The sequence below is a fragment of the Pectobacterium sp. IFB5596 genome (genome assembly GCF_021432585.1).
GTDB lineage: Bacteria > Pseudomonadota > Gammaproteobacteria > Enterobacterales > Enterobacteriaceae > Pectobacterium > Pectobacterium punjabense.
This window is the reverse complement of the sequence record NZ_LXFY01000006.1, coordinates 97,690-123,195: the sequence shown is the minus strand read 5'-3', so window position 1 is coordinate 123,195 and position 25,506 is coordinate 97,690. Positions and strand designations below refer to the sequence as shown.

General features: G+C 50.0%; 18 protein-coding genes and 1 tRNA gene. 4 read left to right on the top strand and 15 right to left on the bottom strand.

Translation table 11 applies throughout. From position 1 onward, the window contains the following. Positions 1-9: 9 nt before the first annotated feature. The 3 genes from A6301_RS07580 to A6301_RS07570 all read right to left on the bottom strand — a co-directional run bounded on the left by A6301_RS07580 (position 10) and on the right by A6301_RS07570 (position 4,236). Complete coding sequence (locus A6301_RS07580; RefSeq protein WP_107169948.1) at positions 10-849, bottom strand: PRD domain-containing protein; 840 nt, start codon at positions 847-849, stop codon at positions 10-12. 64 nt (positions 850-913) lie between these two features. Continuing rightward, on the bottom strand, positions 914-2,377 hold the full coding sequence (locus tag A6301_RS07575) for a glycoside hydrolase family 1 protein (RefSeq protein ID WP_234257474.1): 1,464 nt from the start codon (positions 2,375-2,377) through the stop codon (positions 914-916). Then, entirely contained in the window at positions 2,377-4,236 is a 1,860-nt protein-coding gene (locus A6301_RS07570; RefSeq protein WP_234257473.1) for a beta-glucoside-specific PTS transporter subunit IIABC, read from the bottom strand. Before A6301_RS07570 ends, A6301_RS07575 begins: the two co-directional genes overlap by 1 nt. Positions 4,237-4,689: 453 nt before the next feature. Between A6301_RS07570 and A6301_RS07565 the strand changes: the two genes are divergently transcribed. Next, a complete protein-coding gene (locus A6301_RS07565; RefSeq protein WP_107169914.1) occupies positions 4,690-5,736 on the top strand; it encodes a sensor domain-containing diguanylate cyclase in 1,047 nt (348 codons plus the stop codon). Between the two features lie 46 nt (positions 5,737-5,782). Here the strand turns inward: A6301_RS07565 and A6301_RS07560 are convergent, their stop codons facing one another. The 3 genes from A6301_RS07560 to A6301_RS07550 form a co-directional block, all read right to left on the bottom strand. After that, positions 5,783-6,583: a hypothetical protein gene (locus tag A6301_RS07560; protein ID WP_215483785.1), complete on the bottom strand. Its 801-nt coding sequence runs from the start codon at positions 6,581-6,583 to the stop codon at positions 5,783-5,785. Positions 6,584-7,008: 425 nt separating this feature from the next. Then, on the bottom strand, positions 7,009-7,347 hold the full coding sequence (locus A6301_RS07555) for a DUF1869 domain-containing protein (RefSeq protein WP_215483784.1): 339 nt from the start codon (positions 7,345-7,347) through the stop codon (positions 7,009-7,011). 9 nt (positions 7,348-7,356) lie between these two features. Continuing rightward, positions 7,357-7,689: a DUF1971 domain-containing protein gene (locus A6301_RS07550; RefSeq protein ID WP_137740867.1), complete on the bottom strand. Its 333-nt coding sequence runs from the start codon at positions 7,687-7,689 to the stop codon at positions 7,357-7,359. A gap of 380 nt (positions 7,690-8,069) precedes the next feature. Between A6301_RS07550 and A6301_RS07545 the strand changes: the two genes are divergently transcribed. From A6301_RS07545 to tyrS, 3 genes are all read left to right on the top strand, one after another. Then, on the top strand, positions 8,070-8,660 hold the full coding sequence (locus tag A6301_RS07545; RefSeq protein ID WP_234257472.1) for a flavin reductase family protein: 591 nt from the start codon (positions 8,070-8,072) through the stop codon (positions 8,658-8,660). A 605-nt stretch (positions 8,661-9,265) separates the two neighbouring features. Next, on the top strand, positions 9,266-9,838 hold the full coding sequence (locus A6301_RS07540; RefSeq protein WP_215482799.1) for an AAA family ATPase: 573 nt from the start codon (positions 9,266-9,268) through the stop codon (positions 9,836-9,838). 303 nt (positions 9,839-10,141) lie between these two features. Next, positions 10,142-11,344: a tyrosine--tRNA ligase gene (tyrS, locus tag A6301_RS07535; protein ID WP_215482800.1), complete on the top strand. Its 1,203-nt coding sequence runs from the start codon at positions 10,142-10,144 to the stop codon at positions 11,342-11,344. A gap of 89 nt (positions 11,345-11,433) precedes the next feature. Here the strand turns inward: tyrS and A6301_RS07530 are convergent. From A6301_RS07530 to A6301_RS07490, 9 genes are all read right to left on the bottom strand, one after another. Next, positions 11,434-11,509 (bottom strand) — tRNA-Asn (locus A6301_RS07530). Positions 11,510-11,651: 142 nt separating this feature from the next. Beyond that, positions 11,652-12,914 carry an MFS transporter gene (locus A6301_RS07525; protein ID WP_107169921.1) on the bottom strand — a complete coding sequence of 421 codons (1,263 nt, stop codon included), beginning with the start codon at positions 12,912-12,914 and terminating at the stop codon, positions 11,652-11,654. Positions 12,915-13,262: 348 nt separating this feature from the next. Next, positions 13,263-16,385 (bottom strand): beta-galactosidase, encoded by a 3,123-nt coding sequence (locus A6301_RS07520; protein ID WP_234257471.1) that lies wholly within the window; start codon positions 16,383-16,385, stop codon positions 13,263-13,265. Positions 16,386-16,680: 295 nt separating this feature from the next. Beyond that, positions 16,681-17,757, bottom strand: coding sequence for a LacI family DNA-binding transcriptional regulator (locus A6301_RS07515; RefSeq protein ID WP_234257470.1), 1,077 nt, complete (start codon positions 17,755-17,757; stop codon positions 16,681-16,683). Between the two features lie 171 nt (positions 17,758-17,928). After that, a complete protein-coding gene (gene fbpC, locus A6301_RS07510) occupies positions 17,929-18,987 on the bottom strand; it encodes a ferric ABC transporter ATP-binding protein (RefSeq protein WP_205942486.1) in 1,059 nt (352 codons plus the stop codon). Between the two features lie 5 nt (positions 18,988-18,992). After that, on the bottom strand, positions 18,993-21,071 hold the full coding sequence (locus tag A6301_RS07505) for an iron ABC transporter permease (protein WP_234257469.1): 2,079 nt from the start codon (positions 21,069-21,071) through the stop codon (positions 18,993-18,995). Positions 21,072-21,246: 175 nt separating this feature from the next. After that, the gene (locus A6301_RS07500) at positions 21,247-22,281 is read right to left on the bottom strand and encodes an ABC transporter substrate-binding protein (protein WP_107169927.1); all 1,035 of its coding nucleotides are present in this window, start codon (positions 22,279-22,281) and stop codon (positions 21,247-21,249) included. A 225-nt stretch (positions 22,282-22,506) separates the two neighbouring features. After that, positions 22,507-23,838 (bottom strand): MFS transporter family glucose-6-phosphate receptor UhpC, encoded by a 1,332-nt coding sequence (gene uhpC / locus A6301_RS07495; RefSeq protein ID WP_107169928.1) that lies wholly within the window; start codon positions 23,836-23,838, stop codon positions 22,507-22,509. Positions 23,839-23,927: 89 nt separating this feature from the next. Beyond that, positions 23,928-25,505 carry an MASE1 domain-containing protein gene (locus tag A6301_RS07490; RefSeq protein WP_234257468.1) on the bottom strand — a complete coding sequence of 526 codons (1,578 nt, stop codon included), beginning with the start codon at positions 25,503-25,505 and terminating at the stop codon, positions 23,928-23,930. Between the last annotated feature and the right edge of the window lies 1 nt (position 25,506).

Below are 25,506 nucleotides of genomic sequence, written 5' to 3'. Positions count from 1 at the left end.
AGGCAAATACTACGGCGTCTGGCTAGCGGCCAGCCTGCTGATATGCATAGTTAGCCAAGTGAGCTCTTCTTTCGGCAAGGCCATGTGGTATTTTTCCTGCACATAATCCCTGATCGCCCATGAAATCGCCATCGCCTCAGGGTAATGTTTCAGCAATTCCTGATAGAAATCGTCTGTGCGTCCCGGTGCGATTTTGCGGGCAATTACCCGTTCGGAGAAATAACGCAGATGGGTGATAAAGCGGAGATAATCGACGGCGTTGACGTCGATATTCTTGTTTAATTTGTAGCGTACTATCTCTGCCAGACGATTCACCAATTGAACCTGCTGGTGGGCATCGGCAATTTCGGCACTGCCTGCGGCATTAATGAGATGAAACGCAATATTGACGGCTTCATCATCAGAAAGCGTGACGTTAAAGCGCGACGATACGCAATCTTTTGCCTGCACGCCGAGGGCGTACTCTTTTTGGTAATAACGTTTCACTTCCCAACTGAGCTTATTGATGAAGTGGCTGCCCGTTTTGCTGCGTTCAACCGCGAAATAGAGATGTTCTGCCAGCGTAAAGAACAGCACTGAATTAAGCTTTTCGGCGTACTGACTTTGCGCTAGCGTGACGATCTCCTGCGTAATGTCAAAAAAAGCCGCAGGAATGGTGTCGGTCAAGGAAAGGAAATGTCGTGATTTCAGGTTTTCCAGCGGAATGAAAACCTGCTCAACGTGCGTCACATCAATCAATGAGCCGGGTCTGGCACCAAATCCGATGCCTTTTCCCAACAGGATCATCTCCTGCTGTTCATGATCGACTAACAGCATGCTGTTGTTTAAGGCTTTTTTCACTTTAATCACGCGGGATTCCTCGTCACTTTCGTTCCCTGCCATTACATGCTTAACCTGCGGCTGAACCTATTTGTCAGGTGAGATCGCTGCCGTTGGTGGCGATGACTTTCTGATACCAGTAGAACGAATCCTTTCTCAGACGCGCCAGCGAACCGTTACCTTCATCATCCTGATCGACGTAGATAAAACCATAGCGCTTGGACATTTGTGAGGTTCCTGCGCTGATGATGTCAATCGCTCCCCAACTGGTGAACCCCATCAGCTCAACGCCTTCGCTAATCGCTTCACGCATTTGCTCGAAATGTGAACGAAAATAATCAATGCGGTAAGGATCGTGGATTTTTCCGTTCTCGACAACGTCTTTCGCGCCCAAACCATTCTCGACAATAAACAGCGGCTTTTGATAGCGATCGTAAAGCTCCAGCAGGGAAATTTTCAGCCCAATGGGGTCGATTTGCCATCCCCAATCCGAGGCGGGCAGGTACGGGTTTTTCACGCCTAGAACGGTATTGCCCGGTATTCTCTCGGCGTCCGGCTGCGTGGATTCGGTGAGCGACATATAGTAGCTGAACGAGACAAAATCTACGGTGTGCTGCTTGAGTATGGTCAGATCCTCAGGCTGCATAGTGATGTCGATACCTCTCCTTTCAAGATCGCGCTTGATAAGCGGTGGATACTCGCCAAATACCTGTACATCGGCATAGAAATAATTTTCGAGGTTCTTTTTCAGCGCGGCTTCGACATCTTCTGGACGACAGGAGTGCGGGTAGGTCGTCAGCTTGGTCAGCATGCATCCGACCTGACTGCCGGGGATTTTTTCATGGCAGTCGCGAGTGACGATAGCCGAAGCAACAAACTGGTGATGCAATCCCTGATAAATATCCTGCTTAGCCTGCCCCGATACGCTTTTTTCTTCGCGGATACCTGCGGTGGTGAACGGGTGGCGATGGATACTGTCGATCTCGTTAAAGGTCAACCAGTAGCGAACGAGATCCTTATAACGATCGAAGCAGACATTGCTGAAGCGCACGAAGGCATCCAGTACGTTGCGGTGCACCCAGCCGTTGTATTTTTCACTCAGCGCCAGCGGCATTTCATAATGTGAAAGCGTCACCAGCGGCTCGATGCCGAGTTTGCGCATCTCGCTGAAAAGATTGTCGTAAAATTGTAAGCCAGCTTCATTCGGTTCACTGTCTTCCCCGGTCGGGAAAATACGCGACCAGGCGATGGAAACGCGCAGCACCTTGAAGCCTATTTCGGCAAACAGCGCCAGATCGCCTTTGTAGCGGTGGTAAAAATCGATACCGCGCCGTTTGGGGTAGAACGCATCATTTTTGCCGCTGAGTGCGTCGGCAACGTTTTCATCCGTCAGTGCCATGTGGGCATGATAATTCTTCAGATCGAGATTCGGTTTCCAGGTAATAGCATCCGCGACGGACGGCCCCTTGCCGTCTTCATTCCATGCGCCTTCGGCCTGATTGGCGGCAATCGCGCCGCCCCATAAAAAGTGTTCCGGGAATGCGATGTTTTTATCCATTACACAGACTCCTTTAAGGTCATGATGATGGTGTGGGGAGAGATGGCGACGTCAGTGGCTTCCGGTATCACGCGAAAGCGTTCGCTGTTGGTGATAACCATCATGACAACGGGATCGTAACCCGCAGCGATGAGGCTATCGAGGTCAAATTCAACGAGGACATCGCCGGTATTAACCTGTTGACCGGCCGTGACTTTCGGCTGAAAGCCCTGACCGTTGAGCTTGATGGTATCGATGCCGATATGAAAAATCAGTTCGGCACCGCTATCGGTGAGCATGCTGACGGCGTGACCCGTTTCAAACACGTTCTCAATCGTGCCGCTCGCCGGAGCGTAGAGCACACCTCTCTCGGGAATGATGGCGATACCGTCGCCCATAATACGTTTGGAGAAAATTTCATCATTTACGCTTTCCAGCGGAATCACTTTTCCTTCAATTGGGCTGGCGAACTGGCACTCGGTAACCGCATGATGGCCGTCTTCTATGGCAGCAGGTTTCTCTTCTCGCCAGAGGAACAGCGCGGAGAGAAAGGCGATGACAAAGGAGAGCGCAGCACCGGCGATGGCATAAATGATATTCCAGCCATTCTCTGGTGAGACGAACATGGAAATACTTGCCAGACCGGGCCCAACCAGCGCAAAGGCTTCAATCGCCATCCACCCGATAAACGCGCCGCCGACCAGACTACCTGCTAACACGCTGTAGAGCGCTTTTTTATTCAGTAGGGTAATCCCGTACAGTGCCGGTTCAGTAATGCCGAATAGGGCGGAAATACCGGCTGAAAGCGCCGTCGATTTTAGCGTTTTGTCTTTACTTTTGAGCGCAATCGCCATGCAGGCGCCGGATTCGGCAATGTTGTGCGCAAGCGATGCGGGTAGATAGAGCATTTCCTTCCCAAACTGGCTCATGGATGAAACGGCATAGGGCAGCATCGGCTTATGCATCCCTGATGCCACCATGAATGGCAGCGCAGCAGCGAGCAACGCCGTTGCGACAAAGCCTAATTTGCTGTATAGCCAGAGGATTACGCTAGCCAGACCTGCGCCGACTTCATAACCAAGCGGGCCAAGAACCAGCAACGTGACCGGAACGGTGACGAGCAGTGAAAGCATCGGCGACAGAAAAATACGCAGGGCGCTTGGTGAGTAGCGGTTGAAGATCTTTTCGGTTTGCGCATAGAAAATGACGCAGAGAATCGCCGGGAAAACCTGTGACGCGTAAGCGACATTTTTCAGATCCAGAGAGAGAAACTCCGCGCCTTCTGCCAGTTGTTTAGACATGGCGGGCAGTACCATAACGGAGACGGCAGAAACGGCAACCAACACATTCACTTTCAGTTTCATCGCCGTGGTGATGCCCACCAGAATCGGCAGAAAATAGAGCGGGGCGGAACCGATGTTGTCCAGCACTTTATATGTTGAGCTGTCTTTGGTGAGCCAGCCAAGCAGATCCAGCAGCAATAACAGCGATTTGAGCACGCCGCCGCCCGCAATAGCAGGCACCAGCGGCTGAAAAACGCTGATGATAAAATCAATAACAAAAGCCGTGCGATTTTTTGCTGGCGCGACGCGACCTGTGTCTTTACGACCTGCGGCGAGGTTTTGCACTGCATCGTACACTTGCATGACGTCGCTACCAATGATCACCTGGCACTGTACGTTGACTCGAACGCCTAGTACGCCCGGTACCTTGCCCAGTTCGTACTGGTTTACCAGACTGTTGTCATAAAGGCTCAGCCGCAGCCGTGTAGAGCAGTGTTCAATGTGTTCGATGTTGTCAATCCCGCCGACTAATATGATGATTTTTTCAGCGGTGGCAGCATAGTTTGTCACGTTGTTATCCGTTGTTATGTGGCTCATACGACGGTTCCTCTGGTCCAGAAACGAAAAAGACCTGAAGCTCATCCCCTGATACCAGAGAGGGAGAGCTTCAGGTCTTGCCTAGAAAACTAGTTACACGCCTGTAGTGCTGTTGTAAGTCCTCGTGTGCGAGAAAGTCAAACGGATCGTGTGGCCTTGATAGGTAAGTGTGATGGCAATAGCAGAATGTCAGGTTTAGCCTGGCGGGGCTGATGGATCTTAGGCATGTTGCATAAAAGATGGCCTTTTTTGACCGATTATAGAAAACGGAATGATCTAAACTTACAGCGTGCAAATGGGTAGACGAGAGACGAAAGGCGCGTATGATTTCTGTAATATGGACAGATCATCGTAGAGATAATCAGTTTGCACAGATGGCGGATTTAAATACGTCAAAATTATTTTAATTGATTGTTTTTTATTTAAAAATAGGCACCGTTGGGATTTATTGTTATGACTGATAATTTGCTTTCTCACCTGTCGAATGCGTTACGTTCAGAGGCTTCCTTCGAGGGGCTAGTTCGCCAGTTATTGGTCATGCTGGAATTGGTCACCGACCTTGAATCGACCTATTTGACGCAGGTAGACACCGAAGCGGGCTTCCAAAATATCCTGTTTGCTCATAACACTAAAACGCTCAATATCCCCGAGGGGATATCGGTCCCGTGGCACGACACGTTATGCAAACGTGCATTGGATGAAGGGCAAAGCTATACGCCTGATGTGTCAGCGTGCTGGGGGGATTCGCAGGCGGCGAAAGCGCTGGGCATTATGACTTATGCCAGTACACCGGTACGTATGGAAGATGGGCAATTATATGGCACGCTCTGTGCAGCGAGCTCTGACCATAAACCGCTGACAACTAAAGGTGAACAAATCCTGAGTTTGTTCGCGCAGCTTATTGCTCAACAGGTGCAGAAAGAGTGGCTGGTGCAGCAGTTAACGGCCGCGAATGCGGCGTTGCATGAATATTCTTACACCGATTCACTGACCGGACTGCTTAACCGTCGTGGCGTGTTTTACTCTCTGGAAGCGCTGTTTTCTCAGGCAAAGAATGACAACCAGCAGGCATTGATTGTGTTCATTGACCTCGATGGCTTTAAAAAAATTAACGACCAGTTTGGCCATGACGCCGGTGATACCTTCTTACAAGAGGTTGCTCAACGCTTGTTAATGTGGGGAAATCCCGGTGATGTTGTTGGTCGACTGGGTGGTGATGAATTTGTTTTCGCCCGCATGGTGAATATTGCAGAGGGTGAAAAAGAGCACGTAGTCTCTTCCTTTAGAGACAGTATGACGCCCTTGTTACAGGGGAATTATCCACTCGGTACGGTCAGCATCGAATACTTAGGTGCAAGCATGGGGGTCGTCATGGCAGATCCTTCCATCGATGAACCCGATGGTGCGATCCGCCGTGCAGATGCTGCAATGTACGCCAATAAAGTCATGCGAAAAAAAGATCAAATCAGCGCTTTTGAAGTCATCCCAACACAAGAGTAAATACCTATGCGGGTATGATCATCTGCTCATTATCTGGTGGGCTCGCTCATGCATCTTTGGTGGTATCCAGAGTGAGTTTGCCATCTTCTAAGTGAAGTTTCGTGGTGGAAAGGAGTTCAAATAGGCGCTTAAACGGATCTGCATTTTTGCCTGATTCACCCGTCATAAAGTTGAAGTCCATTTCTATCATGTACTTAAGTCGGGGTACATAGCCTTCTGGTGCCTGTACTTGCTCAATCAATGGCAGACTTTCATGATGAGCTAACACCATTTTAAAAAATTCAGTCTGTTTAAACTCACCGCGATTCCACTCCAGCTTACTTTGCGCTACGGCCATCGTACGCCATACTTGCTCTTGGTCATAAGCTTCACTCCAGGCAGCACGCCGTTCATTCACGGTAAAGGTTCCGCTGTCGTCATAGGTAATCAGCGCCAGTTGTTCACGAGACAGGCCTCTGAAAGGGTTGCTTCCTTGGCGATTGTTATACGCCGTAGCTTGTTTCGCTCTGGCTAATCGCTCAGGGTCATCGCTATTGGGGATTTCCGCATCGTGGGTTTTTTTGTTATTGGCGTAATTCACACCGACTAGTTCATCATCCACGCTTCTGGCTTTGGCTGCCAATGTACTGCGGTCGCTTTTGGCGTCTCTGGCCTCAGCCCTGACAGCGGCATCGCTCAATTGTCTCGCGAGTGTTGACACGGAGCTGGTTTGGTTTGGTTTATCTGGATCGATGGAGGACGAGGGCGACTGAGTGTTTGTTGAGAGTGCCTTTGTTTTTTTGGTTATGCCTGCTTCTGTCAGTTGATTAACAGTGGATGTTGTTGATGTTTTCTGGATGCCAATCATTCAGTGCCTCACTGTTCTCGGAGGATGGGATAAGCCCATCATGCGGAATACGAAGCTGAGCCCTAACACCGTAAAAGCTAAGTAAACCGATTTTTCATAGAGTAAATCGGCATTTAATAGAAATGGTTTAATTTTTTATGGTTATTTTGATGATGATTTCTAGCGGGTGAGAGCATATCCACCACCATGTTTTACCGGAGGGCGAGAGCGATAAAGAGCGTGCGGAATTACATAGCTGACTCATAATGTATAGTTGTGAATAGTTATTTTTAGTAACCAATGTAGGGTACAGTGGCGCTTGTTAAGTCAAAAGACATCCAGCGCCTGTTTTTTAATTGGAATGGTACTGAAGGATACCTTAAATAACTAAAATTGCAGGGGGATAAATAAACGTGCAGCTTGAGTTATGATGACGCTATGCCATCTTACCAGCCGCAGACGTTAGTTTCTTCATCTGCATCGTAACCACGCACGATATTAACCAGTTCTTTTACCGCTTCAGCGGAAGTTGTCTTATCTTTTAATCCTTCAAGCGCGGAGAAGTCTTTGTCAACGGCTACGCCATTGTTATTGTTCGTCACTGTCAGCAAGAAACCTTTTTTATTTTCACTGGTTAAAGACAGTTCATTAATCAATTGCTCAACTGCGCCAGAAGCGAAGTCTGGGACATAAAAAGCCATCGGTTTAAGATAAACTTTTCCTACTTTTTCATTATTATCGCGATTCAATAGCGTTAATGAATACCCTTTATTTTCAGCTGTCATTTTTTCACCTCAACCTTCTATCAGAATTTTTGGATCGACATAAAAGTCTACATTAAATAACGTATCATCAGACAACGCTTCAATTCTGTGCCATTTTTCTGGAGGAAATACGCCAAATTGCCCTGCTTCAATCGTCAGCGTTTCAATTGGCTCAGGACTCGTCTCATCGGCATAGCCATAATAACGAATCGTCCCTTGCATTACGCACAAACGCGGGTAAACACCTTGCCGTGTTCCTGCGTCTAAATGGCGCTGCCAGATTGACGCGGGGGCAGTCTCTTTTGTCCAAAAAGGGGTTGTGCGGGTATGAACATAATTCGCAGGTATGACAATTCGTTCCATGTTTAAACCTCATGCTTTACCCAGCCACATGCGGGTTGGGAGGGGAAAAACTATATAATGCATATCATATACCTCTTTTAAGGCTTGTGAATTATTTTTTGCCAATTAATTTTTTACAATGCCGAAACACCTCATAAAAGGGCTCTGTTATCAAGCGGCAGTGTGTCACATGTCGGTTATTTTTATCAGCCAGTAAGTTGAAAGGAAGCCTAGCGCTAAGGAATAGTCACATTAAGTTATTTATTAATAAACTACTTATTGGGGATAGAGAGTTTATAAAAATATAACTATCACTACTCAATTATGGTTATTGTTAAGTGGAAGTCAAAAGAGTAAAAATGAGGAATATAACGATAATCTATGATGAGGTTTTAACTCAGATGAAAAAGAATGTAAAACTCAGTTCGTTTTATTATGGATTTCCGGTTTTCCTCGTTACGACGATAGATGATAGCAACGAAAACATTAATATTGCTTCTATCTCATCATCAATATCTCTCGGGGATAAAATCATTATCGGTGTCAGCAAAGGCAGCAAAACCTACGATAATCTATTATCCGGATCGGATGTTGTTATCAATATTCCTGATTACAAACTTTGGGAGAAGGTTGAAGAGCTTGGCAAGTTGACTGGAAACGAGACGCTATCTGAAGGCCAGATAAAATGGGGCGTTCAGATATGTCACGATAAATTTGCCAAAGTGGGTCTTCATACTGAAGCATCTACAGATATTACTCCGCCTCGGGTTATTGAATGTCCCATTCAGGCAGAATGTAAGACCGTCAGCACGACAGACAAGGGGCGTTTTATTCTGGTCGAGTTGGACATCATCAATGTTTGGGTGGATAGCGAATTATTAGGGTCAAATGATGTTATCGACTCGTCGAAATGGAAACCTTTGATATATAACTTCCGCGAGTATGATACTACGGGTGATGCATTAGGGTTTAATTTTAAATACGGCCATTAATATCGTAGCATAAAGGTTGTCGCTGTATTAGCAAGTGGCAACCTATCTCATCCCTTCTTCTCCTGGAGTCCCCAAGCCGTTAACTCTTAAACGATTGACGGGTAGTTGCTGAAAATATGACACAGCGTACTTTACGTACGGTGAATGTGCGTTTTCCTACGCAGATAAGTTGTTGGTATACCCGTCATACTTCAAGTTGCATGTGCGTTGGCTGCATTACTCGGCACACTGGCGTGTACCTCGCCCCGTTGGGGCCGCTGCAAGCAGCGTTCAAACCTGCCTCTAGCAGGTTTGTCAGTCACCCGAATCACTTACCTGAGTAAGCTCATCGGGATGAAATGAGAGACATCCTGTCTCTCACCGGAGGCCAGCCGTTGGCTGGTCAAATTCGTTCTCGACGAATTTGTCCTTCGCTTGCCGCGTTATTCGGCCTTATGGCCTCAGCCCTTCGGGGTCAGCGCAAGCGCTGTTCAAAAACGCCTTGCTGTTTTTGTCCTGAAACTCGAATTATTTAGGGTATATACTGCCAAAGCCTTCCTTCATTTTCTCTTTTTCCCCCTCCTTTTTAATATCTTTTTACTCTGCCTTCTTCAGAGGAGAATTGTATGACTAATATTCAGCAACGTATTGTGCTAACCGGAGGACCCGGGTCAGGAAAAAGTACGCTTATCGACGCCCTTACTCAACGTGGGTACACATGCTCAACAGAGGCGGGTAGAGCCATTATTCAGGATCAGCTTGCTATTGGTGGAAACGCGCTGCCGTGGGGAGATCGTGCGGCATTTGCAGAAATGATGCTGTGCTGGGAAATGCGTTCTTATCACCACCTTGACGACGGTAATACACCGTGTTTTTTCGACCGGGGAATCCCTGATATAGCGGGCTATCTGAGCCTTTGTGAATTACCTATTCCAATGCATCTGGAGGAAGCATTACGGCAATGTCGCTACTTTGAACATGTATTTATTGCTCCGCCATGGCGCGAAATTTATGTGCAAGATACGGAGCGAAAACAATCTTTCGAAGAAGCCGTATTAACCTATCAGGTTATGCTTGATACATATCAAAAATATGGTTACCAGTTGTGGGAACTTCCTCGTGTTCCGGTCGATGAGCGTGTTAATTTTGTCATCTCAAAGATGCAGTATATGGGCTCATATAGCAAAACGGTCGCTTAAAGAAACTTAAGTGGCCGTTTCTAAATTTACCTAACTGCCTTTTTACCAATGTAAATACCTGAGTTACGGGGGTAAGATTGGTAGAAGCAAGATGTTGGTCGGTATAGGTAACCGGGTTGGCCAATAATGGTGCAGGTAAACGCTTTCGAGTTACTAAGGCGACGAATGATAGGTTTGTTGGCATAAACGGCTTTACTCAGTTGCTGAGAACCTACAATTCGATCCGTATTGACGGCCATTCTGCTTTGATAAGAACACATGTAAAGCGTCGCTAAATGTTTCTTAACTTAACTGAGAATGTCAATGAAAACTAATAATAATATTGCCGTGTTGGCTTCAAATATTGCCATCATGGAGCCCGCTAATGGGCTCGAAAAGAAGCTTGAGCTAGCTGAAAAAGAGAATCGTAAGCTTATCATTAAGCTTGGGTTCGACCCTACAGCTCCTGATCTTCATCTCGGACACGCTGTTGTATTACGTAAATTAAAGCAATTTCAGGATGCTGGCCACGATATCGTCATTATTATTGGCGATTTTACGGCCTCTATTGGCGATCCGACAGGTCGCAACAAGCTGCGCCCACCATTAAGCGAAAAACAAATCGCTCTTAATAGTCAGACCTATCTCGATCAGCTCGGCCGAATTATAGATACTTCGCGTATACAGGTACGTCGTAATTCCGACTGGTTTAGAAAAATGCCTTTTTCTGAAATTCTTGGGCTTGTTTCCCGCGTCACGTTAGCACAAATGATGCAGCGTGATGATTTCAAAAATCGGTATGCCGCGTCCTTACCTATTCATCTACATGAGCTTTTGTATCCGATCCTTCAAGGATATGACTCCGTGATGATTAATGCGGACGTTGAGCTTGGTGGTACGGATCAGCTCTTTAATAACATGGTAGGGCGGATGCTACAGGAATCCTTCGGAAGTGAAGGGCAGTCGGTCATCACTATGCCTCTACTGGAGGGGTTAGACGGCAAAGATAAGATGAGTAAATCGAAAGGGAATTATATTGCGCTAACGGACAGCCCTGAAGATATGTATGGAAAAATCATGTCGTTACCTGATCATCTTATTATCAGTTATCTCAGCCTGGCCGCGAATGTTTCAGCAGAATATATCATCGAAGTTAGAGAGCAGATGGAACGGGGGGAAAATCCCATTCTTATTAAAAAGGATCTGGCATACCAAATAGTTGGTATCTACCATGATGTGGAAGCTGCTGACGCTGCTGGCAAACATTTTGAACGGGTATTTCAGCAACACAATCCTACCGAAGAGGATCATCTTCCACTGATCTTTGACGAGCAGATACCGCTGACGCTGATTGATCTTTGTAGTCAGGCTCTTGCCGAGATGAGTCGCTCGGAACTGAGGAGGCTGATTCGCTCAGGAGCAGTAAGGATCGACACTCATAAAGAGACTGATGAACTGGCAATGATTAACCCAGAACCAGGTTTGCTTTTATGGCTGGGTAAACATCACCGTTTCATTGTCAGATAGGCACTGAGATTTTTCGTGTGGATTTATTGGATAACGAGCCAAAAAGCAAAAATCCCGCTTAAGTTTCCTTAAGCGGGATTTTCTATGTATGGCTCCTCTGACTGGACTTGAACCAGTGACATACGGATTAACAGTCCGCCGTTCTACCGACTGAACTACAGAGGAATCGTGTTGACGGGGCGCATAATAACGACGTGTGTTGCACATGTCAAAGGCGTAAACCACAAAATTGCACTGTTCGGTGAGAGAATGCGCAATCTGCCGATATTTTTGGCAAATATCGGCATTGCAGCGTATTTCTCTATCGTTACGGTTGGTTTATTGGTGTTTTTTGTTTATCGGAAAAGGCATATAGCGGCCCTTTTCCTGACAGAGTGAATAGAGATATCGTCGTAAAGGAGAGGGCGATGCCGCCTAAAATCAGGTAAGTGCCATGAAAGCCGATACTGTCATACATATTGCCAGCAAAGATGGACATGAAAATGATTGATATCTGTTTGAAGAAACAGAAGCACACCAGATAAATAGTCGCAGAAAAGCGGACTTCAAAGACAGTGGTAATGTATTTGAAGCAACCGACAATCAGGAAAGGAACTTCAAACATGTGTAGCGTTTTCAGCACAATCACTTCCAGTACAGAATCGGCAAAAGCAGAGCCAATAATTCGCACGGACATAATCGTCCCGGCGATGAGAAGCGCGTTCTTACCGCCGATACGGTTCACAATCAGAGGAGCGAAGAACATGATGGTGGCATTAAGTAATTCACCCAGCGTAGTGACATAACCAAATACTCTTGTACCTTCCTGTCGGGTCTCGAAAAACGAGGTGAAGAAATTGGCAAACTGCTGATCGAACACATCATAAGTACAAGAAACGCCGACGACATAGAGAGTCAGGAACCAGATTTTACGTTCTTTTAGCAGTTCAGCTGCCATTTTCAGGCTGAAGGGTTTCTGGTTGGAGCCTACCTGGTCGGCAACGATAGCGCTGGAGGAGGCCTCTGGTTTTGCTAGCAGCAACAGGATGGCGAGGATGACTGCACAACCTGAGCCAAGCCAGAAAACAAACTGGTTATTGATGGTAAACATGATGCCAACAATGGACGCGCAGAGTGCCCAACCGAGACAGCCGAACAGGCGTGCACGGCCAAATTCAAACTGGCTACGGCGACTGACTTTCTCGATGTAGGCTTCAATGGCTGGTGCACCTCCGTTGTTGATAAACCCCAGATAAATACCACCGACGATAGAACCCAAAACGATATTGTATTTTAACAATGGACCAAAAACATAAATAAAGAACGGCGCAAAAAACACCAGCATTATGGTGATGATCCATAGCAGATGTTTTCTCAGTCCTAATTTATCTGACAGTAAGCCAAATATAGGTTGGAATAGTAAAGCGAAAAAAGAAATACAGGCAAAAATGATTCCTGTGTCACTTTTACTTATTTGATTAATGTCATGGAGCCAAATAGGGAAAAAGGGGAAGTAAGCCCCCATGATGAAGAAATAGAAAAAGAAAAACAGGCCGAATATCCAAAAATTCTTGTTATGTAGGTAATACATGTTGTTTTCTCCGATATGCATTATACCCGTCATACTTCGAGTTGTATGTGCGTTGGCTGCGTTACTCGGCACACTGGCGTGTACCTCGCCCCGTTGGGGCCGCTGCAAGCAGCGTTCAAACCTGCCTCTGGCAGGTTTGTCACTCACCCGAATCACTTACTTGAGTAAGTTCATCGGGATTCCCTCACTTGCCGCCCGCATACAGATCGAATTATTTAGGGTATATATCCGCAACGTTTATGTTTACGGCGGATATATACTTTCTGGATACAACTAGAATGGAAAGAGACGGTATAACCCGTGCTCTTTCGTTATTTTTTTTAATACTCTTTTTTCATATCAATACGGTTAGTGATGTTGAATAGCGACGCGATAGTGATAATGCGTCGCTGTTAGCAAATCATCGCGATGGACGCTGGGACTCCAGGAGTCATCACCACCAATTCCCATGTGGAAACCATCCAGATTGAGCCAAACGCCTTTTTCTTTTTCTAGTAAATGATGGTGGGTGCATGTCATCAGTTGTGTGAGTCCGTAGCGGCTTATCCCGAAATGGAAATTTCCGGTGATAACCCATTTTCCATATGTCAGCATACGTGTGTTGCAGCGTAATCCGTTCTCCGATGGGAAAATGTAGGGCGTGTGAAGGTCATCTAGCGGCAGGCTCCAATGCCCGTGCTGTGCGGCGAGTTGTCGGTCTGGGTAATTCTCATGCGGGCCAAGCCCGACCCAACTAACCTGAGGCGTGACGTCAGCTAATTGGCAGCTCAAGCCCACTCTGGCTAGCGAGGGCAGTACCGTTGCAGCATCAACATCGACATCAACGGTCATCATGCCGTGCGCATCAATCTGCCAGCACTTTTTACTCCGTAGCAGGATCTGCCCGGCATGGCGGAATACGTGCTCGGTGACAACGTGTACGGCATCGGCGAGTTGGTCAGCCTGAATGGCAACGCACTGCGCTTGCAATTGATAAAGCCCGGCCGATTTCCAGCGCTCGGCCCAGGCGCGGGGATCGATGCGATCAACTTCACTGATGCCGATGTCATTATCCAGCGGTGCCCGAACAAATTGATCCTGTAAGGGGGTTAGCAGAGTAGGGATATCTGCCGTCCACCACTGTTCTAGCCAACCGCTTTGGCGGTTAAAACGCCAACGCTGCTCGCCTTGAACGATTTCAACGTACGTATCGGACGCTTGTAGAATAGGGGATTTTTTTTGCCCAGAACAGGGTGCTTCGGGCTGGTGAAGCGGTGTAGGGAGTTGCCACTGATCCCACGCACAGCGATGGTTTGCCTCTGACCAGGCGGTTTTTCTGGGTTGTACGACTTCTACGTTGAGCCAGAGTTCCCCTGTGCGTTCGGCTATGGGAAGTGCCTCTAACAGCGTCAGCGTTTGAGTGGACTGCGGTGCAAGCGTCAACGGTAACGAACCTTGCGCAAGCGTGCCGCCGTTCAGCGTAATGCACCAGTTCAACTGCTCGTTGTCCGTATGGCGAAACAGATATTCGCTGGTGACGCGTAACTCACATGGGAATTCAGCTTGCCAGGTGAATTGAATATGCTGCTGTGCCCGCTGAGCTTCATATAAGCTGGGGTGCGGGGTGCGATCGGGAAAAAGCAGGCCGTCCAGACAGAACTGGCGATCGTTAGGCGTGTCGCCAAAATCTCCACCGTACGCCCAGTAGGCATTGCCCTGTTCATCATGACGAGTCAGCGCTTGATCGACCCAGTCCCAGATGAATCCGCCCTGTAACCGGGGATATTGACGAAATGCTTTCCAATAGCGGGCGAATCCCCCCAAACTGTTGCCCATCGCGTGAGCGTACTCACAAAGGATAAGTGGCCGCTGTTCATCCGGCATACTGACCCATTTTGTGATCGACCACTTAGGCACGCTGGGGAAGGGTTGGTCTTCATCAACGCGGGCGTACATTGGGCACACAATGTCGGTTGCACGACTATTCGCGCCGCCACCTTCGTAATGCACGGGGCGGGTCGGATCGTGGCGTTTGATCCACTGGTAAAGTGCATCATGGTTTGCGCCATAGCCAGATTCATTCCCCAATGACCAAATAATGATGCAAGGATGATTACGGTCGCGTTGCACCATCCTAGATACACGTTCACTGTAGGCTGGCAACCAGGCAGGGTCATCCGAGAGACGGTTCATCGGCTGCATGCCGTGTGTCTCAATGTTTGCCTCATCGACAACATACAAACCGTAGCGATCGCATAGCCGATACCACAAGGGGTGGTTTGGGTAATGCGAACAGCGTACCGCGTTAAAATTATGCTGCTTCATCAGCATAATATCGTGCAGCATCGTGTCTTCGTCCATGACCTGGCCGTGCTGTGGATGGTGCTCGTGGCGGTTAACGCCGCGTATCAGTAACGGCTTGCTATTTAGCAGTAGCAGGCCGCTGCGGATTTCAACTTTTCTGAAACCAACATCATAAGCCTCCGCTTCGATTAGCTCGCCTTCTACGGTTTCCAGTGCAATGACGGCGCGGTACAGGTGTGGCTGCTCGGCACTCCACAGCTCCGGCTGTGGCACATCAATACGGAGAGAAGCTTTGTCGTGGTAGGCCCCGCGTTCATCGACAATATTGCAACCGAACGCCTGGCGTGCATCGCCGATGCGTTTATTACCACGCCAGAGCTGTGCGTGGATGCGATAGTTTTTAACCTCAACTTCGGGGATCGCGGCTTTTACCTGAATATCCAACGTGCCGTGGCAGAAATCGGTACTAAGTGGAGTAGTCAGTTGGATATCGCTGAGGTGAACCGCAGGCTTATGTAGCAGCGTGACGTCGCGGAAAATACCGCTCATACGCCACATGTCCTGATCTTCCAGATAGCTTCCGTCAGACCAGCGTAGCACCATTACCGCCAGTCGATTCTCACCAGCGGCCAGATAAGGACCAATATCAAACTCCGCAGGCAGACGGCTATCCTGTGAATACCCCACCCAGTGGCCGTTACACCAGAGATAAAAAGCGGAGTTGACGCCATCAAAAATAATCCGGGTTTGTCCGCTGCTGAGCCAGTCGCGATTGACTTTAAAAGTGAGCGAGTAACAACCTGTAGGGTTATCCTTTGGTACATAAGGCGGATTGACGGGGATCGGGTATTTTACGTTGGTGTAAATCGGGGTGTCATAGCCCTGTAGTTGCCAATTGGAAGGTACAGGAATAGTCGTGGAGTCAGGTAGATCTTGCTGTAGCCAGCTTTCTGGTACGGCTTCCGGGCGAGTGAAATAATGGAATGACCATTCGCCATTCAAGCGACGTAGCCGCTGAGACGGTTCATCCTGTTGTGCCGCAGCGATGCTACGCCAGCTGTTGAATGGTGGATGAGCAGGGAGCCTTTGATAATTTGTGCACGCTGGATTTTCCCAATCACGCCGGGCAAGGATTGCTTGCAGGGTGGCGTGATGGCGTGTCGGGTTCGGTAAAACGGTGTCGCTCATGATGGCTTTACTCCTGAACGTCTTAGAGTCTGCATTGCGATTGGTTATTTTAAATTGTTATCCGCTCACAATTCCTGTTTTCCATAACATATCGACTCCCCAAGCTGAGTAAAGCGGAATGTAGTAATAAAGTGGAAGCGATCACAAAGATCGTTTGTAAAATGAATGGGAATACAGAGGGTTTGGAAAGCGTTACGCAATAAAACAATGAGGTATAATAAATAACTTATTGTTTATCATCTTATTTTGTTAGGGTTTGTCGTCGGTGGTGGAAAAGGCATTATTGTGTAAAGGATTACAGTCTCTGGAGCTGACGTGTAATATCCAACAGATTCTTTGTTAACTCTTGCAGGGAGGCATGGGTTGATGACTGTACGGCGGTGCTATGGCGCACGATCAGTTCAGTGGGTAATAGCAGCGAGGTAGTGTGGGGAGAGTCGCGCAGTGTAGCGAGCAAACGGGTGACGCCTTCTTTACCTAATAGCCTGAAATCTTGGCGAATTGTCGTCAGTGGCGGGGTGTAATACGCGCTGTCCTGCGTGTCATCAAAGCCGATCACCGACATCTGCTCCGGCACGCGCAGGCCATATTCGTGCAATGCACGCAGGACGCCAAGCGCCATTTGGTCGTTCGCCACAACAATCGCGGAGATGCGCAGGGATTGTCCCAGCAGAGCCAGTGTCTGGTGATAACCGGAAGCGGCGCTCCAGTCACCGTGCAACACTGAGGCGGGGGACAACTGCTGTTTCTCTAACTCGGTTAGCCAACCTTGATAACGTAGGCGGGCGGAAATCGAGGTCATTGGTCCAGTCAACAGAGCGATATGTTGATGCCCTAGTTGTACCAGATGCGCGATAGCCAACCGCGCACCGTGGTCGGGATCGAACATAACATTGAGTATATCAGTACGTGGATCGGCATCCATAAACAGCACGGGCGTGTTGGCACAGGTCTGGCTAATGTGGGCGGCTTCATCCGCTGATAACGGAACATTCACGATAACGCCGCTGACCCGCTGAGAAAGCAGGTCATTAACCGCGTTGTTGCAGCTGTTGACATCCGACCTGCTCAGCATGGACATCACGATGTTGATCCCCAACTGGTTGGCGGTGCTCTTAATGGCGGCGGCAATTTGTGAAGGTGCATGCAGTGAAAGATCGGTGGTTACCAGCCCAAGCGTGGTGATAGTTTTCCCTGCTAACTGCTGTGCGACGCGGTTAGGCGTGTAATTCAGCGCCGCCATTGCCTGTTCCACTTTACTACGAGTACGGGATGAAACATGAGGCGCTTGGTTCAGCACGCGGGAGACGGTTTGATAGGAAACCCCAGCGTACTCGGCGACATCATGTAATGTTATGGGTTTCTGTTTCATAGCGATCATTCCGTGCGTGAAAGGGCATTATCATAGCAAATCGTGCAGGGAATCCGTAACAGGCGTGTGTACTCTGTCGCAGTTGAAGCAGGCCCAAATGGTTGTATACCTGCTGCGACGTGGGGAAAAAGTAAAACCGGGAGCGAATGCTCCCGGTCGTGTGGCCGATGTTTATTGCTCGGACAGGACAAACATGCCGTAAGGATGAATTTGCAGATAGTAGCTGTCGCCTGGATTCGGCTGAAGCTGGGTCGCGTTAACCTGCAACAGCATCGACTGCCCGTGCCAGTCTACCTGCACTTCGTACTGCGGCCCCATATAGGCGACCTGTGTGATCGTGCAGCGCTGGCTTTCTTCGCCCTGATGGCTGAGCGTAATCGCTTCCGGGCGAATACCAACGGTCGATTCGCTTAATCCGGCGGCAAAACCCTGCGGACGCGGAATGAGGTAGCCATAGATGTTCACGTTGTCTGCCGTAAAGGTCGCTGGGAAGATATTGGCATCTCCCATAAAGCTGGCCATGAAGCGGGAAGCCGGCTGGCGATAGAGCTCCTGCGGCGCGCCCAACTGCATGATTTTGCCTTTGTTCATGACTAGAACCATGTCCGACACCGCAAAGGCTTCACTCTGATCGTGCGTCACATACAGCGAGGTGATATTGAATTGCTGCTGAAGTTCGCGGATTTTCTCACGCATACTGCGGCGCAGGTTGGCATCGAGGTTACTCAGTGGCTCATCGAACAGCAGGACTTTAGGCTTGAGGATCAGCGCACGAGCTAAAGCGACACGCTGTTGCTGTCCACCGGAAATCTGGTCGACGTAGCGATCTTCAAACCCCTCCAGGTCGACCAGCGCCAGCGCTTCTTTGACGCGCTGATTGATTTCCGCCTTCGGACGACCGAGCATTTTTAGCCCGTAGCCAATATTTTCGCCCAGCGACATGTGTGGGAAGAGGGCGTAAGACTGGAACACCATGCAGATATCACGCTGTTGAATTGAGCGCTCGGTGACGTCTTCGCCATCGATGAAAATCTGGCCTTCCGTCGGTTTTTCCAGCCCAGCAACGGCACGGAGTACCGTGGTTTTACCGCAGCCTGATGGCCCCAGCAGCGTGACCATTTTTCCCTGTGGGATCGCCAGATTCAAATCATCAATGACGGTGTTGTTGCCGAAACGTTTAGTGACGTGCTTCAGTTCGACAAAGTTTTTTTCAGTATTCAAGGTAATCACTCCGCTTAGTCACTATTCTTGGCTTTTGTGCGGGAAACCCGCGCTTCACCGACCAGATAATCGAACAGGAAAATAATGGCCAGCATGACCACAATCAGGATGGAACCGTAGGCAATCGCCATACCGTATTCACCGTCTTCCACGCGGTTAAGAATGTAAGACGTGGCGACGCGGGTATCTGGCGTAACCAGGAAGATAATGGCGCTGACGGTAGTAATGGCACGCACGAAGCTGTAAATCAGCGCGGACAGAATGGCCGGACGCAGCAGCGGGAGCAGAATATAGAATACTGTGCGCATCGAGCCTGCCCGCAGACTAAGCGATGCTTCATCGAGCGATTTATCTAACTGTCCCAGTCCGGCGATACCCGCACGGATACCGACCGGCACGTTACGCATGACCATCGACATGATGACAATCACCGCCGTTCCCGTTAAATAAACGGGCGCACTGTTAAAAGCCAGGATGTAGGACACACCCGCCACGGTGCCCGGCACGGCAAAGCACAGCATGGTAGTGAACTCGATAGCCTTTTTGCCGTAGAACTGTTGGCGTACCACGATGTAGGCGATAAGCAGCCCGAACAGTGCCGTAATCGGTGCGGCGATACCTGCGAACAGCAGCGTATCCAGCAGGGAAGGCCAGGCGCCGTCGTTAAAGCCTTGTCCGAACAGTTTGCTGAAGTTGTCTAGCGTCAGGGTGTAATCCACGCCCCAGTTAACGGTAAAGCTGCCGTAGAAAATGCTGCCGTACAGCAGAACGTTAAAGGCAATCCAGACATAGAGCAGGATGCTGACGATCCACACCAGCGAAACAGGCAGCGGCTGTACATCACCCCGGTAGGATTTACCGGAAATCGTGACGTAGGAGCGTTTACCGATCCACAGATATTGCACGCAGAACACGGCCAGTGAGAACACCAGTAGGACAACACCGAGCGTACTGGCTGACTGGTAATCCAACTGTGCCCCGGTGATATAGAAGTAAATCTGTGTGGCGAGTACGTCGAAGTTTCCACCCAGCACCAGTGGGTTACTGAAATCGGCCAGCGACTGGACGATTACGATCAGGAACGAGTTGGCGAGTGCTGGTTTCAGCAGAGGTAGGAAAACCCGCTGAAAGGTTTGGTAGCGGTTGGCACGTAGCGTATACGACGCTTCTTCCAGCGACGGATGAATCGTCTTCATCGCGCCTTCGAGAATCATAAACGACATTGGCGTGAAGGCGAGCACCTGTGCCAGCCAAATGCCAGTAAAACCGTACAGCCAGTTAGTGTTCGTCAGCCCGAACCAGGCTACCATCAGCTCGGTGACATAGCCGGATCGGCCCATCATCAGCGTCACGCCTAACCCAACGACAAACGGTGGCGTAACGATAGGCAGAATGGAGAAAATGCGGCCAATAATTGCAGAACGGCGGGCAATGCGTGAAGTGTAGATCGCCAGCACCATTCCGAAGAAAGTACAGCCGATACCGACGGCAACCGACAGCAGGAATGAGTTCCAGATCACCCGTAAAATGTGCGTCTGACCCAAAATCTGCATAAATGCCAGCGGCGCGAGTTCACCGCTGTCGTTGGTGAACATCGGGATGAAGATAGCGATGCTGGGGTAAAGAATAAAGACGCCAATCAGCGCGATGATGCTGATGAGCGAGCCGATGACGAAGCGATCGCCCCCCAGCCAGTCAAGCCGTGAGAGCGCCAGCGTAATAATCGCACTCAGCGCGACAAACAGCACAATGGTGGCATAGCCCATACCGCGGCCTTCAACTGTGGCGCTGATGACCACGAAAAGGGCACAGAACAAGGCATAAGCTGCATCAAAACGGTGGCGGCCACGCTGCTGCCGAGTGGGGGTAAGCAGTGGACGTGCTAGTAATCCTAACGGGAGCAGAAACCAGAGCAGGCTGGTATTCAGGCTCGACCAACTGTAGGCCGCCAGCAGTTCATCGCGTGAGGCATCGAGTAGGCCGTAATCCAGGCTCCACGCTGGCAGCAGCAAAAATGTCGCTGCAATCAGCGCCAGCCATAGGAATATAGGGTCCCGTTTAGGCGTCGGTGAGAGAGTGAGTGTGTGTGACATAAGGTTCCCTGGTGCTTTATAGCGTTGTTTTATAAGAGTGAATCGTCACAGGTATTGGTTGGTGAATAATATTGAGTAATGGTCAATCAGCGATGTTGAGAACGCGGCGTTAAGCGAAACGCGATATCGCCGTGTTCTCGTTTTTTTGCAATCAATAAAGGGCAATCAGTCGAGGTTATTGACCCATTTTGACTTCGTTAACCCACTTGGAAATCAGCTCTTTACGCACGTCTGCCGCGCCGTATTTGTCCATGTCATAGTTGATCAGTTTCAGATCCTGCAATTTCAGCGACAGAGGGGACGCTTCGGCAGTGGTGTTAGTCAGGATCTGGTAGGATTGGCCTTTCTTCCAGGATAGTTCCTGTGCTTCTTTCGACAGCGCCCAGTCAACGAACAGTTTGGCGTTATCCATATTGCGCGCGCCTTTCAGGATGCTGACGCCGCCAATTTCATAGCCAGTCCCTTCACACGGAGAGATCAATGCCAGCGGTGCGCCTTTCTCTTTTTCCAGCGAGTAGTCATGCAGGAAGCCGATGCCGATAGCGGTTTCGCCACGCGCAGCGTTACGTGCCGGGGCAATACCAGACTTGGTGTACTGCGACACGTTGGCATTCAGTTTTTTCAGGTAATCAAAAGCCTGATCCTGACCCCAAAGCTGGGAGAAGGTCGCCAGCGCGGTGTAGGCTGTACCGGAACTCTGTGGATCGGCAATCTGAATCTCGCCTTTGTAGACCGGGTTAGTCAGATCTTTCCAGCATTGCGGCACCGGCAGGTTTTTCTCTTTCAGGCGGTCGGTGTTAACGCCAAAACCGAGGATGCCGACATAAATGGCCGACGAGTAGTTGCCTTTACGTTTGGCAGGATCGCGGAACTGCGGCATGATCTGCTCAAGGTTTTTAGACTGATACGGCTCCAGTAATTCCATTTCACCGGCCTGAGATTGTGGGTCCAGCGTGCCGCCGTACCAGACATCAGCCTGTGGGTTCTTTCTCTCCGCATCGATTTTTGCCAGCGTGCTGCCCGCACTGTTACGGAGGAATGATACTTTGACATTGTATTTTTCGCTGAAAGCTTTAGTTTCTTCCTCGCAAAAGGTGTTGGTAGCACCACAATAAACGACTAAGCGGCCTTCGGCCCGAGCAGTGGTGGTGGTAACAGCAGCAACGGTCAGTCCAGCGGCGATGAGGGTCGTTAAGGTAGTCAGTTTCATGATGTTTTCCTTAGTATATCCCCGTCATACTTCAAGTTGCATGTGCGTTGGCAATACTCGGCTCATCTCTGAGCCTCGCCCTCACGGGCCACCGCAAGCGGCGTTCAAATCGGCTAGCCGATTTGTCCTCGCTCACCCCAGTCACTTACCTGAGTAAGCTCCTGGGGATTCGCTGTGTCGCCGCCTTCCTGAAACTCGAATTATTTAGGGTATAGTTATCGATTGTTATTGCTGTTTTGATGTCATTAAGCGTTCCCGGCGGCTGACGCCAGCCATCAGCAGCGGCATTAGTAACAATCCGATGCAGGCTGAAGCCAGCGCCAGCAGAGTAAAAAATCCCGACCATCCGTAGTGTTGCAGCACCTGTGCCAACGGCCAGCCCGCCAGCGCTGCCCCCAGATAGGCAAACAACGCCAGAAAACCTGTCACCGTGCCTGCGGCATCCTTATGGCTGTATTCCGTCGCAGCCAGACCAATCAACATCTGTGGTCCAAAAACAAAAAAACCGATACTGAAGAAACAGGCCGCGAGCAGTGAATAATGATGAATCGGTGCCAGCCACAGCGCGGTCATGGTTAAAAACAGCCCTAATGCAAACAGCAAAATCATCGGTGCGCGTTGACCACGAAACAGCAGGTCCGAACCCCAACCGGCAAACAGCGCTCCCATCAACCCGCCCAGTTCAAACAGCGACAGCGTGGCGTTCGCGCTGAGCAGGTTGAAACCGTGGCTCTCCGACAGCCAGATGTTCCCCCAGTCATTCAGTGCGATGCGAATCAGGTACACCAGAATGTAGGAAAACCCGAGTAACCAGATGGTACGGTTACGCAAAATCGCATCGCGCAGAATCTGGCGCATTGACATCGGTGGGCTCTGTTGCTCCTGTCGAAGCTCCAGCGCATCGCGCCGCCACTGGCCGACGCTGGGCAACCCCTGCTGTTGCGGCTTATCGCACAGCTGCCAGCACAGCCACAGACCAATCACAATGCCGGTGATGCCCGGCACCAGCAGCGCCGCCTGCCATCCCCATTCGGAGGCCAGATAGCCCGCCAACAGGGGAACCGCCGCACCGCCAATATTGATCGACGTATTCCAGCATCCCCACCAGAGGCCGCGCTCATTGCGCGAATACCAACTGCTCAGCAGTCTGGCGCAAGGCGGCCACCCCCAGCCCTGAAAGAACCCATTCAGCGCCCAAACAATCAGCAAACCCGTGAGCGACTGGCAGTACATGAACAGAATATTCAGCACGCCGGTAATCATCAGCCCGACACCCATAAACCAGCGCACCTGGCTGCGATCGCACACGATGCCGGAGATAAATTTTGACGCGCCATAACAGAGATAAAACAGCGTCCCCAGCAGACCGATATCGCCTTTGCTTAACCCTAATTCCAACTGCATCACCGGCATGACGAAGTTGATGCTCTTACGCGTCAGGTAAAACGTGGCATACCCGATGACCATGGAAATCAGCAATCGCGGTCGCCAGTAGCGATAACGCTGGCTGATTTGTGTGGGTGAAAGCTGTCCCGGTGAAAACATGGGTGCCTGCATGGGGTTCTCCGTCGCGTTGAGAGAAGAGTAGGGGGATGTGAATTAAAAAGGATGAGACAAGGTTTTAGGTGGCTAGGAATAATTCCTAGCTAATCGTCTTTTTGTTTAAATTTTGTGGGCAAGTTAACAATTATGTGCGTACCGCGCGGCGTGGCAGCGTCGCCAATGGTGGCGGCTTTTGCCAGCCAGTTACCGCCCAACGCCTGTACGCGTTCCTCGATGCCCCGGAGGCCAAAGCCACCGCCTGTCGGATGCGACCTGTTTTTTTGTGCGATGCCCACACCGTTATCAATGACGTCGAGTGTAATCAGGTCATCCTGTTGGGAAAGGCGAACCGTAATCTGCGTGGCGCTGGCGTGCTTGTTGATGTTGTTAAGCAGTTCCTGCACCAGCCGATAAAGGGTGAAAACCACCACGTCATCATGAGGGGGGGGGGGAAGCTGATAATCCAACTGAAACTGGATGCCGCGAGCCGCGAAGGCGAACTCATCCGCCAGATGGTGCAGCGCTTTATCCAGCACCATTTCATCCAGCACTGGTGGGCGCAACTGGCGCAGCAGCTGGCGCGTGGTGTGATGGATTCGCCGCGACAGCTCACTGATTTGCCCGGCGGCATGCTGGGCTGCCTCAGCGGGGGCGCTGTGTTTCACCAGCATGGCCTGAATTTGAATCGCAGTGATGTTTTGGCCGATATCATCGTGCAGCTCACGTGCGATCTCTTTGCGCACGGCTTCTTCGGTATGAATAATGCGTTCCATCAGCCGGCGTCGGGTTTTTAGCTCCTTTTCCAACTGCTGGCGGTAGCGCTGAAGACGCTGTGCCAACTGTTGCTGACGGCTTATCGCGATCCCCAATCCAATGCCGAGCAGCGCCTGCGTAGAGAGAAACAGCTCTAGTTCGAGCAGGTCATCAAAGGCTCCGCTCACCTGGCGAGTGACGGCAATCATCAGACTGCCGAGTACGGCGGAGAGCACGCCGCCTTGCCAGCCGAATTTATACGCCATCACCACATTGGGCAGAAAAACGAAGATCAGCAGTAGGCGTTCCATCTCGGGTGTAAATGCTATTTGCAGGCAAACGCCAATGGAAAAAAACAGCGAGCACCAAATCAGCAGCGAGGTACGCAGCGGCGGATCGGGGATCTCCTGCGCCAGTAACGTCTGCAAGTGCTGCTGTTTGATGTATTCGTACAGCAGATAGATGAATGGGATCAGCAGGACGCCGCCGGTAAACGTTGCCAGCAGCGTTTGTGTCAGTTGCGAGTGTAACCAGGGGCCGATAGCGATACCATGCAAAAGGGTGTTGAGCGTCAGCGCCGCCAGCAGCAACAGGAGCCGTTGCCAATAAAGCGTATAGCGATGCCAGATTTTATGCGTGATGATGGCCGGAATCAGGCTGAGGAACGGAGAAAGTAGCAGCAGCGAACGCGTCATGAGCTGCTCGCTAATAAGCCAGCTCTGGATGGCGATTTCCGCAAGCAGTAAGGTCGGCCAGTACTTTCTAGGCAGCAAAATCATCAACGCCAGCCGCAGCCCTTGCGGTAACAGCAGCGCCGCCTGCTGGCCGTTGTTGCTCAAATAGAAACTGATGGTCCACAGCGCTAGCCAAATCAGGCTATAGAAAAAGGCCAGAAACAGCGTCATGCCGATGACGTGCAGGCGGCGCATG